The following is a 13,885-nucleotide window of genomic DNA, read 5'->3' as shown; positions in this document are numbered from 1 at the left end:
TATCGCCCCGGCGCCCGTCCTCGCGGAGGCCCCGGGCAGGATCCTGTGTGGCAGGGCTCTCAGGCGAGCCGGTGCATCCAACCGTGGCGATCCTCCACGACGCCGGTCTGGATGCCCAGCAGCTCGTCTCGGATGGCCTGGGTGACGTCTCCGGTGCCGGTGGAGGCGATGGTGCGGTCACCGTCGCGCAGCTCCCCGATCGGGGTGATGACCGCGGCGGTCCCGCAGGCGAAGACCTCCGTGATGGTGCCGTCCTGGACCCCTCGGTCCCACTCGTCCAGGGTCACACGCCGCTCCTCGACCGTCATGCCGCGATCCTTGGCGAGCTGGATGACGGAGTCCCGCGTGATGCCTTCGAGGATGGTGCCGGTGAGCTCGGGAGTGATCAGGCGTCCATCGGAGGTGACGAGGAAGACGTTCATGCCGCCCAGCTCCTCGATGGCGTTGTCATGCAGCGGGTCCAGGAACAGCACCTGGTCGCAGCCCTGCTCCGAAGCCTGCGCCTGGGCGGCCAGAGAGGCGGCGTAGTTGCCGCCGGTCTTGGCGTCGCCGGTGCCGCCGGGAGCCGCCCGGGCGAAGTCGCGGGAGACCCAGATGCGCACGGGCTTGAGCTCGCCGCCGAAGTAGTTTCCCGCCGGGGAGGCGATCACCCGGTAGGTGAACTCCCGGGCGGGCCGCACGCCGAGGAAAGCCTCCGTGGCGAACATGAACGGACGCAGGTACAGGGCCTCGCCCTCTCCGGAGGGAACCCAACCGGCGTCCAGGGCCAGCAGCTCCTCCAGGGACTGGACGAACAGCTCCTCGTCGAGCTGCGGCATCGCCATCCGACGGGCCGAGCGGTTCATGCGCCGGGCGTTGGCATAGGGGCGGAAGGTGTAGATGCCGCCGTCTGCGTGCCGGTAGGCCTTCATCCCCTCGAAGATCTCCTCCGCGTAGTGCAGCACGGCGGCGGCGGGATCTAGGGTGATGGGGCCGTAGGCCTCGATGCGGGCGGAGTGCCAGCCGGCGTCCTGGGTCCAGTCGATCACCGCGGTGTGGTCGGTGAAGTTCGTGCCGAAGCCCGGGTCGGCCAGGATCTGCTGGCGACGGGCCTCCGGCGTCGGCTCGGGGTGTGACGTGACGTCGAACTTCATGGGAGCAGCCTTTCGCTCGTTCTGTGAATGCGGTCCACTCTACCGCCGACCGAGCCGCTGAGAAGCGCCTCAGCCGAGGCGGCTGAGGATGGCCTCTCCGCGCTGAGCGGTGCTCAGCCCTCGGGAGCCCTCCGGCTCCTCCGCCCAGGCGGCCAGCTGGGCGTGGACGGCCTGCTCCAGACGGCTCGCAGCTTCGGTCAGACCGAGGTGCTGCAGCATCAGCGCCCCGGAGAGCACAGCGGCCGTGGGATCGGCGATCTGCTGCCCCGCGATGTCGGGTGCAGATCCGTGGACGGGCTCGAACATCGACGGAGCGGTCCCCTCGGCGTTGATGGACCCTGATGCGGCCAGGCCGATCCCTCCGGTCACAGCGGCGGCCAGGTCGGTGAGGATGTCTCCGAAGAGGTTGTCCGTGACGATCACGTCGAAGCGGCCCGGATCCTGCACCATGTGGATCGTCGCGGCGTCGACATGCATGTAGTCCCAGCTGACGTCCGGGTGCTCGGCGGCCGCCGCCTCGACGGTGCGGCGCCACAGGTCCCCGGCATGGGTGAGCACGTTGTGCTTGTGCACCAGGGTGAGTCGGCCGCGGCGCCGCTCGGCCCGGGCGAAGGCGTCCGCGACGACACGGCGTACCCCGTGGGCGGTGTTCAGCGAAACTTCGGTGGCCAGCTCATGGGCGGTGCCCCGACGGATGGTGCCCCCGTTGCCCACATAGGGCCCCTCGGTGCCTTCCCGGACCACGACGAAGTCGATCTCGGGGTCCCCGGCCAGCGGCGTCGCGGTGCCCGGATAGGTGCGGGCGGGACGCAGGTTGATGCTGTGGTCCAGGCTGAACCGGAGCTTCAGCAGGAGCTCACGCTCGATGAGTCCCGAGGGGACGCGGGCGTCCTGCGGGTCGGCCCCCACGGCCCCGAAGAGGATCGCGTCGTGACCGCGCAGCCGCTCGAGGGTCTCCTCCGAGAGGGTCTCCCCGGTGTCTTTCCAGTGGGAGGCGCCCAACGAGTACTCGGTCCAGGTGGCCTCGACGGAGGCGGAGTCCAGCACGGCCTGGAGGATCCGGCGTGCCTCGGCGATCACCTCAGGGCCGATCCCGTCGCCGGGGATGACGGCGAAGTCGAACGTGGTGCCGGACGGGTCCACGGACGCGCCGGCGGCAGTCTCTGCAACGATGTCAGCCATGCCACTCAGGCTAGGTGCTCGCTGCGGGCCTCGGCGAGAGCGGAGGTCGGGACTCTCAGCATCTGAGACCGCGGCCCGGGCGAGCCGCTCCCGGACCGCGGGGACGGGTCAGACGGCGGCGGGCTCCTCGTGGCGGGGGAAGATCGGCTGGGGCCTGTCGATCGGTGATCCGCCGATCAGCTGCTCGCCGAAGGCCGAGAAGCTGCGGGGGCCGGTGTTGGAGGCGTTGGTGGCCCCGGCGTCCCCTCCGGCGTCCACGCCCAGAGCGTCGAGGAGTCGGGTGGCGGATTCCGGCATGACGGGCTGGATCAGCAGGGCCACTCGGCGGAGGACCTCCGCTGTCACCCACAGGACGGTGCCCATGCGCGCCACATCGGTCTTCTTCAGCTGCCACGGCGCCTGCTCGGCGAAGTAGGCGTTGGCCTCCCCCAGCACGTACCAGGTCCGCTCCAACGCCCTGTGGAAGTCCTGCTTCTCATAAGCGGTCCGGCTGATCTCCAGCAGGCTCGCGGCCTGGTCGAGGATCGCCTGGTCCTCGGCGGTCAGCTCTCCCGGGCTCGGCAGTGCGCCGTCGCAGTTCTTGACGATCATCGACAAGGAGCGCTGCGCAAGGTTGCCCAGGTTGTTCGCCAGGTCGGAGTTCTTGCGCCCGACGACGGCCTCATGCGTGTAGGAGCCGTCCTGCCCGTACGGGAACTCGCGCAGCAGGAAGAAGCGCACCGCGTCGAGCCCATAGATCTCCGTCCAGGCGGCGGGCGCGACCACGTTGCCCACCGACTTGGACATCTTCTCGCCCGCGTTGTGCAGGAATCCGTGGATCATCACCCGACGTGGCAGCTCCAGCCCCGCACTCATCAGGAACGCCGGCCAGAAGATGCAGTGGAACCGGGAGATGTCCTTGCCGATGATGTGCAGGTCGGCGGGCCAGCGACGACGGAACTGCTCGGAGTCGGTGTTCGGGAAGCCCGCACCGGTCAGGTAGTTGGTCAGCGCGTCCACCCACACGTACATCACGTGGTCCAGCTCCGTGTCCCCCGCGGTGAGGTCCTTCGGCACCGGCACGCCCCAATCGAAGGTGGTCCGTGAGATCGACAGGTCCTCCAGACCGCCCTCCACGAACCGGATGACCTCGTTGAAGCGGCTCGCCGGAGCGGCGAACTCGGGGTGGGAGCGATAGAGCTCCAGCAGCCTCTCCTGGTACGCGGAGAGCCGGAAGAAGTAGCTCTCCTCCTCCGTCCAGGTCACCGGAGTGCCGGTCTCGACGGCGTAGCGTCCACCGTCCTCCCGGACCTCGGTCTCGTCCTCGGCGAAGAACCGCTCGTCCCGCACCGAGTACCAGCCGGCGTACCGGTCCAGGTAGATGTCTCCGGCGTCGACCATGCGGCGCCAGATGGCCTGCGAGGCGGCGTAGTGGTCCTCGTCGGTCGTCCTGATGAACCGGTCGTAGGAGATGCCGAGGACCTCGTCGTCGACCTTCTTGATGGCCTGAGCGTTGCGCGTGGCGAGCTCGTACGGGGTGATCCCTTCACGGTCCGCGGTCTGCTGGACCTTCTGGCCGTGCTCGTCGGTCCCTGTCAGGAAGCGGACGTCGTAGCCGTCGAGCCGTTTGAATCGGGCCATCACGTCCGCCGAGATGTACTCGTAGGCATGGCCGATGTGCGGCTCACCGTTGGGGTAGGTGATCGCCGTGGTCAGGTAGTAGGCAGGCTGAGACATCTCAGGTGGTCCCTCAGTTCCTCTCCGTTCAGACGCGGTCCAGGCTCAGGTGCGGTCCTCGAGGTCGACCTCGGCGGCCAGGGCCGCCCCGACCTCTTGGGCGATGGTGTCCAGGACTCCGGCGGGCAGGGCCGCGTCGACGGCCAGCACGGCCAGGGCCCGCTCCTCCCGGGTGTCCTGCGAGACCTGCATTCCGGCGATGTTGACCTCCGCCTCGCCGAGGATGCGGCCGAGTGCTCCGACCACTCCGGGGCGGTCCGCGTACTCGAAGATCACCAGGTGGTCGGTCAACGGGATCTCGAGGTCGTAGCCGTTGACGCCGACGATCTTCTCGATCTGCTTGGGACCCGTCAGCGTGCCGCGGACCTCCAGGTTGACCCCGGAGGCGGTGGCCCCGCGCACGGTGAGGGCGTTGCGGTAGTCCTCGACGTCGGGCGTGGTCGTCAGCCGGGTGGCGATGCCGCGCTGCTCGGCGAGAACGGGCGCGTTGACGTAGGAGACCTGCTCGGAGACGACGTCAGTGAACAGCCCCTTCAGCGCGGCCAGCTGCAGGGCGTCGACGTTGTGCTCCGCCAGCTCCCCGGCGGCCTCCGTCTCGATGTCGGTGAAGGCGTCGGAGGCGAGCGCGTTGAGGACCCGGCCGAGCTTCTCGACCAGCGGGATGCCCGGGCGGACCAGCTCGTCGATCGCGCCGCCGGCCACGTTCACGGCGTCGGGCACCAGTTCGCCCGCCAGGGCCAGACGCACCGAACGCGCCACGGAGACCCCGGCCTTCTCCTGGGCCTCCGACGTCGAGGCTCCCAGGTGAGGGGTGACGACGACGTTCTCCCGACCGAAGAACGGCAGGTCCGTGGACGGCTCGGAGGAGAAGACGTCGATGGCCGCGCCGCCGATGAGGCCTTCCGCCAGAGCGGCATCCAGGTCCGCCTCGTCGACGAGACCGCCGCGGGCCACGTTGACGACGAAGGCGGTGTCCTTCATCTTCTCGAAGGCCTCGCGGTTGAGCATGCCCAGAGTCTCAGGGGTCTTGGGCATGTGGATGGTGATGACGTCCGCCTTGGCGAACAGGTCGTCGAGGCTCACCAGCTGGGCCCCGACCTGGTGGGCCCGGGCCGAGGTGACGTAGGGGTCGTAGGCGATGAGCTCCATGCCGAAGGCCTTCATCCGCTCGGCCACCAGCCCGCCGATGCGGCCGAGCCCGATGACGCCGAGGACCTTGTCCTGCAGCTCCACGCCGGAGTACTTCGAACGCTTCCACTCCCCGCCCTTCAGCGCCTGGGTGGCGGGGGCGATGTGCCGGGCCAGCCCCAGGATGTGGGCACAGGTCAGCTCCGCGGCGGAGACGATGTTCGACGTCGGGGCGTTGACCACCATGACGCCGGCGGCCGTGGCGGCCTTGATGTCCACGTTGTCCAGACCGACGCCCGCGCGGGCGACGACCTTGAGCCGAGGGGCGTGGCTGAACACCTCGGCATCCACCGTGGTGGCGGAGCGCACCATGATCGCCTCAGCGTCGGCGACGTCGGCAAAGAGCCGCTGACGATCGGTGCCGTCGGACTGACGGATCTCGAAGTCGGGCCCGAGGGCCTCGACGGTGGCAGGAGAGAGTTCCTCGGCAAGTACGACGACGGGGCGGTTGCTGCTCACAGTGTCCTTCTTCTCGGTGCTGATGGTCGGGGGTTCTGCGGTCAGACATGTGGGGCCGGGTCGCACGGCGACCCGACCCCACACACTCTAGCCGCTCAGCGGGCCGCGGTGCCCTCGGTGTAGTCGTCCTCCTGGGTGATCCAGGAGAACAGCTTGCGCAGCTCGCGCCCGGTGGACTCGATCGGGTGCGACTCGTTCTTCCTACGCAGCTCCGCGAACTCGGAGGCGCCGTTGCGCTGGTCGTCCATGAAGCGCTTCGCGAAGGTCCCGTCCTGGATGTCGGCCAGCACGGCCTTCATGTTCTCCTTGGCCTCCGGGGAGATGACCCGGGGGCCGGAGACGTAGTCGCCGAACTCGGCAGTGTCGGAGATGGACCAGCGCTGCTTGGTCAGGCCGCCCTCGACCATGAGGTCCACGATCAGCTTGAGCTCGTGGAGCACCTCGAAGTAGGCGATCTCAGGCTTGTAGCCGGCCTCAGTGAGGGTCTCGAAGCCGTACTGCACCAGCTGCGAGGCGCCGCCGCAGAGCACTGCCTGCTCGCCGAAGAGGTCGGTCTCGGTCTCCTCGGTGAAGGTGGTCTCGATGACGCCGGCACGCGTGCCGCCGATGCCCTTCGCGTAGGCCAGCGCGATGTCCTTGGCCCGACCCGAGGGGTTCTGCTCCACGGCGATCAGCGCCGGCACTCCGCGGCCGGCCTCGTACTCGCGGCGCACCACGTGGCCCGGGCCCTTGGGGGCGACCATCGCGACGTCGACGTCCTCCGGCGGCGTGATGAAGCCGTAGCGGATGTTGAAACCGTGCGAGAACAGCAGCACGTTGCCCGCGGACAGATGCGGAGCGATCTCTGAGGCGTACACGTCGGCCTGGTGCTGGTCCGGGACCAGGATCATGATGATGTCAGCCTCGGCGGCGGCCTCGGCCACCGGCTTGACGGTCAGCCCCTGCTCCTCGGCCTTGGCCTTGGACTTCGAGCCGTCCTTCAGACCGACCCGCACGTCCACGCCGGAGTCCCGCAGGGAGAGCGAGTGGGCGTGCCCCTGGGATCCGTAGCCGATCACGGCCACCTTCTTGTCGCTGAGGACCGCCAGGTCTGCGTCGTCGTCGTAGTAGAGGTCAGTCACGTCGAGATCTCCTTGGATGATGGGTGAGTTGTTCGGATGTCGTATGGGAGCCGGTCGCTCAGCGGAGCGCCCGGTCGGTCATGGACTTCGACCCGCGGCTGATGGCCAGGGTGCCGGAGCGCACGATCTCGCGCACCCCGTAGGGCTCGAGCACCTCCAGGAGGGCGTTGAGCTTGTCAGGGGCGCCGGTGGCCTCGATGGTGAGCGAGTCCACGGAGACGTCCACGATCTTGGCGCGGAAGAGGTCCACCGCCTGGGTCACCTGGAGTCGGGTCGGGGAGTCGGCCTTGACCTTGATCAGCAGGTGGTCGCGCTGCACCGAGTTCTCCGGCGCCAGCTCGATGATCTTGATGACGTTGATGAGCTTGTTGAGCTGCTTGGTGATCTGCTCGAGAAGCTCCGCATCGGCGTCGACGACGACCGTGATCCGGGAGAGCCCGGCGATCTCGGAAGGGCCGACGGCCAGGGAGTCGATGTTGAACGCGCGGCGAGCGAAGAGGCCCGAGACGCGGGTCAGAACACCGGGCACGTCCTCGACGAGCACGGACAGGGTGCGGCGCTGCGTGCCGGGGTTCGGCTGAGGGCTGGTCATGGTCACTCCTCCTCGTCCCAGTCCGGCGTCATGTTGCGCGCGACCTGGATGTCGCTGTTCGAGACTCCGGCAGGCACCATGGGCCACACCATCGAGTCACGGCTCACCACGAAGTCGACGACCACCGGACGGTCGGTGACCTCCATGGCCTGCGCGATGACGTCGTCGATGTCCTCCTCGCGCTCACAGCGCAGACCCACACAGCCGTAGGCCTCGGCCAGCTTCAGGAAGTCCGGGATCCGGACGACCTCCTCGCCAGAGGGGTTCAAGGCGGTGTTCAGGTCGGTGTTCGAGTAGCGGGACTCATAGAACAGCGTCTGCCACTGGCGCACCATGCCGAGCGAGGAGTTGTTGATCACGGCCACCTTGATGGGGATGTTGTTGATCGCGCACGTGGCCAGCTCCTGGTTGGTCATCTGGAAGCAGCCGTCGCCGTCGATGGCCCAGACGACTCGGTCCGGGTTGCCGACCTGGGCACCCATGGCTGCCGGCACTGAGTAGCCCATGGTGCCCAGCCCTCCGGAGTTCAGCCACTGCCGGGGACGCTCGTAGTCGATGAACTGGGAGGCCCACATCTGGTGCTGCCCGACGCCGGCCACATAGACGGCTTCGGAACCGGCGGCCTTGCCGATGCGTTCGATGACCTTCTGCGGTGCGATCGCGCCGTCCTCCGGCTCGGTCCAGCCCAGCGGGTAGGTCTCCTGGAAACGGCGCAGCTGGCGCCACCAGCCGTCCAGGTCCGGGGCCCCTTCCTTCTCGAAGAGGTCAGCGACGGCGGCGTCGAGCTCGGGGATGATCTCCTTCAGCGAGCCGACGATCGGCACGTCCGCCAGGCGGTTCTTGGAGATCTCCGCGGGGTCGACGTCCGCGTGGATGACCTTCGCGTCGGGGGCGAAGGTGGCCAGCTGACCGGTGACGCGGTCGTCGAAGCGGGCGCCGAGGGTGATGAGCAGGTCCGAGCGCTGCAGGGCCGCGACGGCGGCCACGGTGCCGTGCATCCCGGGCATCCCGACGTTGAGCTCGTGAGAGTCAGGGAACGCCCCGCGGGCCATCAGGGTGTTGACCACCGGGGCACCGACGGATTCAGCCAGCTGCCGGAACTCCTCGGAGGCGTCGGCCTTGATGACGCCGCCTCCCAGATAGAACACCGGCCGGCGGGCCTCACGGATGAGCTTGGCGGCCTCACGGACCTGCTTGGCGTGCCCGCGGGTCACCGGCCGGTAGCCGTTGAGCTCGATCTTCGGGGGCCAGGAGAAGGTGGTCTTCGCGGTCTGCGCGGACTTGGTGATGTCCACCAGGACGGGCCCGGGTCGGCCCGAGGAGGCCAGGTGGAAGGCCTCCGCCATGACCTGAGGGATCGTGTCCGCATCGGTGACGAGGAAGGAGTGTTTGGTGATCGGGGTGGAGATGCCGACGATGTCGGCCTCCTGGAAGGCGTCGGTGCCGATCACCTGGGCGTTGACCTGCCCGGTGATGGCCACCATCGGGACCGAGTCCATGTGAGCGTCCGCCAGCGGCGTGACCAGGTTGGTGGCGCCGGGCCCGGACGTTGCGAAGCAGACTCCGACCTCTCCGGTCACCATGGCGTACCCCTGGGCCGCGTGACCGGCACCCTGTTCGTGGCGGACCAGGATGTGGTTCACCGTGGAGGAGTCCATGAGCGGGTCATAGGTCGGCAGGATCGCACCGCCCGGGATGCCGAACACATCGGTCACGCCGAGCGACTCGAGGCTGCGGATGATCGACTCGGAGCCGGTGACCTCCACAGGCTCCACCGGACGGCCGGGGCCGTAGAGACGGCGGTCGGCCGAGGTCGTATGACTCGGGCGAGGCTTCTTCGCGGCCATCGCCGCGGGGCTCGTCGCAGGTGTTCTGCTCATCGTTGACTTCCTGTTGTCCTGTCCCATGGGCGGGTGATGCGGGAACCCGGAAAGAAGGAACCCCGACAGAGAAGCGACCCTGCTGGGGCTCTCTACCGGGGTGAGCGTGCGCGTCATCTCAGGATGCGGCCGTCGACCCGCCCTCGTCGAGCAGGGTTCGGGCCGCCCTGAGGAGGTGGATCACTCCACGACTCCCCCGGCGGCGAGTACGGCTACTCGTAGCAGGTGACGCATGGCCCCCATGCTTCCCCGGCGTGTGGCGGGTGTCAACAGACCATGACCCCGTCTCACTGTGTGGACCGTCAGCCGCAGAAGGCTCCCTCGGCGGCCGAGCGGACCAGCTTGGCGTACTTGCCGAGCACGCCGGTGGTCACGTAAGGCTCCAGCGGGGTCCAGTCCTGTCGGCGGCGCTCGAGCTCGTCCTCTTCGACCACGAGGTCGATGGAGCGCCCGGCGATGTCCACTCGGATGGGGTCGCCGTCCGCGATGTAGGCGATGGGGCCGCCGTCGACGGCCTCCGGGGCGATGTGGCCGATGCACAGTCCCGTGGTGCCGCCGGAGAAGCGCCCGTCGGTGATCAGCAGGACATCCTTGCCGAGTCCTGCGCCCTTGATGGCTCCGGTGATCGCCAGCATCTCTCGCATACCGGGCCCGCCCTTGGGGCCCTCGTAGCGGATGACGACGACATCGCCGGACTGGATGTGCCCCTCCTCCAACGCCTTCAGGGCGGCCTGCTCGCGTTCGAAGACGCGGGCGGTCCCTTCGAAGACCTCGGCGTCGAATCCGGCCGACTTCACCACCGCCCCCTCCGGAGCCAACGAGCCGTGCAGCACTGCGATGCCGCCGTTGTGGTGCATCGGGTTGTCCAGCGAGCGGATGATCTTGCCGTCGATGTCCGGCGGGTTGATGGCCTCCAGGTTCTCCGCCACAGTTCTGCCGGTGACCGTCAGGCAGTCACCGTTGAGCAGTCCGGCGTCCAACAGCGCCCGCATGACGACCGGCACTCCCCCGACCCGGTCCACGTCCGCCATCACATACTGGCCGAACGGCTTGAGGTCGCCGAGATGCGGCACCTTGTCCCCGATGCGGTTGAAGTCCTCCAGGGTCAGGTCCACGCCGGCTTCACGGGCGATGGCCAGCAGGTGCAGCACCGCGTTGGTGGATCCTCCGAAGGCCATGGTCACGGCGATGGCGTTCTCGAAGGCGGGCTTGGTGAGGATGTCTCGAGTGGTGATGCCCTGACGCAGCAGGTTCACCACGGCTTCGCCCGAGCGGTGGGCGTAGCTGTCCCGGCGCCGGTCCGCAGACGGCGGCGCGGCCGAGCCCGGCAGAGACATGCCCAGGGCTTCGCCGATCGCGGCCATCGTATTGGCGGTGTACATGCCGCCGCAGGCGCCCTCGCCCGGGCAGATGGCCCGCTCGATGACGTCGAGATCATCTTCGCTGATGGTGCCGCGCGCGCAGGCTCCGACGCCTTCGAAGGCGTCGATGAGAGTGACCTCCTTCTCCGTGCCGTCGGAGAACCGTGCCACACCCGGCATGATCGAGCCGGCGTAGAGGAAGACCGAGGACAGGTCGAGCCGGGCGGCGGCCATGAGCATGCCAGGGAGGGACTTGTCGCAGCCGGCCAGCAGGATGGATCCGTCGAGGCGCTCAGCCTGCATGACAGTCTCCACGGAGTCCGCGATGACTTCGCGAGAGACCAGCGAGTAGTGCATGCCCTCGTGGCCCATCGAGATCCCGTCCGAGACGGAGATGGTGCCGAACTCCAGCGGGTAGCCGCCTCCGGCGTGCACGCCCTCCTTGGACGCGCGGGCCAGGCGGTCCAGCGACAGGTTGCAGGGCGTGATCTCGTTCCAGGAGCTGGCAATGCCGATCTGGGCCTTGCCGAAGTCCTCATCCCCCATGCCGACGGCGCGGAGCATGCCGCGGGCGGGAGCGCGGGTATAGCCGTCGGTGACCTGCCAGCTGCGGGGCTTCTCCGCGCTGGAGGGCCCGGTGACCGGCTGCGGCGGGGTGAACGGAGTGTCCTCACTGGTGCTCTGTGCCATAGCCAGATCGTATACCCGCCCGGGGACGCGCCGGGATGAGCCTCGCCGTCGTTCTGGTATGTGAGACAGGCTCGGCGGCATCGTCCGACACCGGCCCCGACGGTGCGGGACGTCGGCCAGGAGGCGTCGAGGCGGCAGACGGCGTCGCCCACACCTCGTCGCCTCGGCGCCGCGATCGGCCGTTGGCCCACAGCACCCCCAGGACCACGAGCACGCCGCCGACGAGCTCGCCCCGGAGCGGGACCTCTCCGAGCCATGCCCAGGCGGCGACGAACCCCACCACCGGCACGAGCATCGAGAAGGGTGCCACCGTGCTGGCGGGATGCCGAGCCATCAGCCACACCCAGACGCCTGAGCCGACGACCGTGCCGGCGACGATCGTGTAGAGCAGTCCCAGCCACGCCGGCAGCGCCTCTGCGGTGAACGCGCCCGCCAGCGCGTCGCCGATCTGCGCAGGTCCCTCGACGGCGAGGGAGAGCGCCAGCATGGGCAGCGGCGGCACCACCGCCATCCAGAGCACCAGATGCATGGGCCGCTCGGCTTTGGCCTGCCGCGAGGCGAGATTCCCCAGTGCCCAGCCGAACCCGCCCAGGACGACCAGCAGGAACGGGACCCAACCGTCCAACCCGCCCCGTGCCAGTCCGACGACCCCGAGACCGGCCACGGCCACCGCCACCCCGGTCATGCGACGGCCGCTGAGCCGCTCACGCAGCAGCAGGGCCCCCAGCAGCACGGTGAACGGAGCCGAGGACTGCAGCACCAGGGACGCCAGGCCGGCGGGGAACCCAGCCGCCATGCCCAGATACAGCCCGAAGAACTGCAGGGTCCCGAACCCGAGGCCATAGCCGATCAGCCAGCGCAGCGGCACATCGGGCCGCGGCACGAGCACCAGCGTCGGGATCGCCAGCAGGGCGAAGCGCAGAGCGACGAGGAAGAGCGGCGGGAACTGCTCCAGGCTCAGATGGATGGCCAGGAAGTTCAGCCCCCACAGGACGGCGACAGCGAGGGCGAGGGCCACGTGACGGATCGGCATGGCCCCAGTCTTCCGTCGACGACTCATCAGCACCAGCGAAGAGTTCTTCAGGTCAGGTGAAGCAGAACTGAAGAATCGATGCGATGATGACGGCATGGAGCACAGACATCTGGAGCTGCTGCGCGAAATCGCCGCCCGCGGCACGCTGGCGGCCGTCGCCGAGGCCACTCATCGCTCGCCGTCGGCGGTGTCCCAGCAACTGCGCGCCGCCGAGCGTGACCTGGGGGTGCCGCTCGTGGAGCCCAGCTCCCGGACCGTGCGGCTCACCCCGGAGGGAGAGCTGCTGGCCGCCGGGGCGGAGGAGATCGCCGAGCGCATGGCGCAGCTGCAGTCCACGCTCGACGCGCGCCGCGGCCAGCCGGCCGGCGTGGTCTCCCTCGGCACGCTGCCGAGCGCCGGCGAAGCTCTCATGTCTGGCCTTCTGGCCCGCATCGATCAGACCCGCATCACCCTGGACCTCGACGACTTCGACCTCGCGGAAGGTGACTACGCGGCTCGGGCGCACGACGCCGACGTCGTCATCGCCCACAGCCTCAGTGGTGACGTGCCCCTCGGGGCGGAAGGCCTCACCTGCACTGTCCTGGCGCGTGAACCCCTCCGGGTGGCCCTTCCCGCCGATCATCCCGCGGCGGCGGCCGAGATGATCGGCCCGCAGGAGGCCGCCGGCCTGGACTGGATCGGTGTGCCCCACGGGTATCCGTTCGACATGGTGCTGGTGGCGATGGAGAACCAGCTCGGAGCCGCTCTCCCCCGCCGGGTCCGACTGCGGGACAACCGACTGGTGGAGTCCCTGGTGGTCTCCGGGATGGGCGCCGCCGTCCTGCCCGGCTTCACCACCAGACCCCGGGAGGGCCTCGTGCTGCGTCCGCTCGGCGGCGTCCGGGCCCAGCGGACCATCGTGGCGCTGAGCCGACACGATCGCCACGCCCGCCTGGCGGTGCGCACAGTGACGGCCATGCTCCAGGAGGCAGGTGCCGAGCTGGAGTCCGTCCGCAGGGAGCTCCCGCAGGGCCAGGTCGGCGGTTCCGTGGTGGACGACGAGACACGCTGCGCGCACTATGCGTCGCCGCTCGACGTCGTCGCGATCCGTTTCCACTGCTGTGGACGCTGGTACCCGTGCCTGCACTGCCACGCCGAGGCGGAGGACCACCCGGTGCTGCCCTGGCCCGCGGCCCGACGAGAGGCCCAGGCGCTGCTGTGCGGGGTCTGTCGACACCGATTCAGCATCGCCGAATATCTGGACACCGACCGGTGCACCGCCTGCGCCGCGCGGTTCAATCCCGGCTGCGGCCGACACCATCCGGCGTACTTCGACCTGGACGGCACCGCTGATCCGTGAGGTGCCGCCCAGCTCAGCGGGTCGTCCAGGAGGTCCCGTCACGCCGGATCAGATGAGCCGGCCCCGCAGACGAGTGATGGTCCCCTCATCCGCCCGGACGGAGGAATCTGGCCTCGGCACCCCGGCCGTGGCCGCCGCCCCTGAAGTCCTGCTCGACCTGCCACTCCAGATGCTCCCCGCACCACTCGTAG

Annotated in this window: 10 protein-coding genes; 1 reads left to right on the top strand and 9 read right to left on the bottom strand. The window is 69.1% G+C overall.

From position 1 onward, the window contains the following. Nucleotides 1–59 precede the first annotated feature (59 nt). From Q7C18_RS02410 to Q7C18_RS02370, 9 genes are all read right to left on the bottom strand, one after another. On the bottom strand, nucleotides 60–1,133 hold the full coding sequence (locus Q7C18_RS02410) for a branched-chain amino acid aminotransferase (RefSeq protein ID WP_311023983.1): 1,074 nt from the start codon (nucleotides 1,131–1,133) through the stop codon (nucleotides 60–62). Between the two features lie 69 nt (nucleotides 1,134–1,202). After that, nucleotides 1,203–2,315 (bottom strand): 3-isopropylmalate dehydrogenase, encoded by a 1,113-nt coding sequence (locus tag Q7C18_RS02405; RefSeq protein WP_311023982.1) that lies wholly within the window; start codon nucleotides 2,313–2,315, stop codon nucleotides 1,203–1,205. Between the two features lie 108 nt (nucleotides 2,316–2,423). Then, nucleotides 2,424–4,031, bottom strand: coding sequence for a methionine--tRNA ligase (metG, locus tag Q7C18_RS02400; protein WP_311023981.1), 1,608 nt, complete (start codon nucleotides 4,029–4,031; stop codon nucleotides 2,424–2,426). Between the two features lie 45 nt (nucleotides 4,032–4,076). Continuing rightward, entirely contained in the window at nucleotides 4,077–5,678 is a 1,602-nt protein-coding gene (gene serA / locus Q7C18_RS02395) for a phosphoglycerate dehydrogenase (protein WP_311023980.1), read from the bottom strand. A gap of 95 nt (nucleotides 5,679–5,773) precedes the next feature. After that, nucleotides 5,774–6,799, bottom strand: coding sequence for a ketol-acid reductoisomerase (gene ilvC, locus Q7C18_RS02390; RefSeq protein WP_311023979.1), 1,026 nt, complete (start codon nucleotides 6,797–6,799; stop codon nucleotides 5,774–5,776). Between the two features lie 58 nt (nucleotides 6,800–6,857). Then, complete coding sequence (gene ilvN, locus Q7C18_RS02385) at nucleotides 6,858–7,391, bottom strand: acetolactate synthase small subunit (protein ID WP_085437541.1); 534 nt, start codon at nucleotides 7,389–7,391, stop codon at nucleotides 6,858–6,860. Between the two features lie 2 nt (nucleotides 7,392–7,393). Further along, on the bottom strand, nucleotides 7,394–9,271 hold the full coding sequence (locus tag Q7C18_RS02380; protein WP_311023978.1) for an acetolactate synthase large subunit: 1,878 nt from the start codon (nucleotides 9,269–9,271) through the stop codon (nucleotides 7,394–7,396). A 302-nt stretch (nucleotides 9,272–9,573) separates the two neighbouring features. After that, the gene (gene ilvD / locus Q7C18_RS02375) at nucleotides 9,574–11,322 is read right to left on the bottom strand and encodes a dihydroxy-acid dehydratase (protein WP_070159518.1); all 1,749 of its coding nucleotides are present in this window, start codon (nucleotides 11,320–11,322) and stop codon (nucleotides 9,574–9,576) included. Further along, the gene (locus Q7C18_RS02370) at nucleotides 11,303–12,355 is read right to left on the bottom strand and encodes an EamA family transporter (protein ID WP_311023977.1); all 1,053 of its coding nucleotides are present in this window, start codon (nucleotides 12,353–12,355) and stop codon (nucleotides 11,303–11,305) included. Before Q7C18_RS02370 ends, ilvD begins: the two co-directional genes overlap by 20 nt. 94 nt (nucleotides 12,356–12,449) lie before the next feature. On the opposite strand from Q7C18_RS02370, the gene Q7C18_RS02365 reads away from it, so the two are divergent. After that, nucleotides 12,450–13,694, top strand: a complete 1,245-nt coding sequence (locus Q7C18_RS02365; RefSeq protein WP_311023976.1) for a LysR substrate-binding domain-containing protein — start codon at nucleotides 12,450–12,452, stop codon at nucleotides 13,692–13,694. Nucleotides 13,695–13,885 lie beyond the last annotated feature (191 nt).

The sequence above is a fragment of the Nesterenkonia sp. CL21 genome (assembly GCF_031705515.1).
Lineage (GTDB): Bacteria > Actinomycetota > Actinomycetes > Actinomycetales > Micrococcaceae > Nesterenkonia > Nesterenkonia aethiopica.
This window is presented reverse-complemented; position numbering and strand designations above follow the sequence as displayed.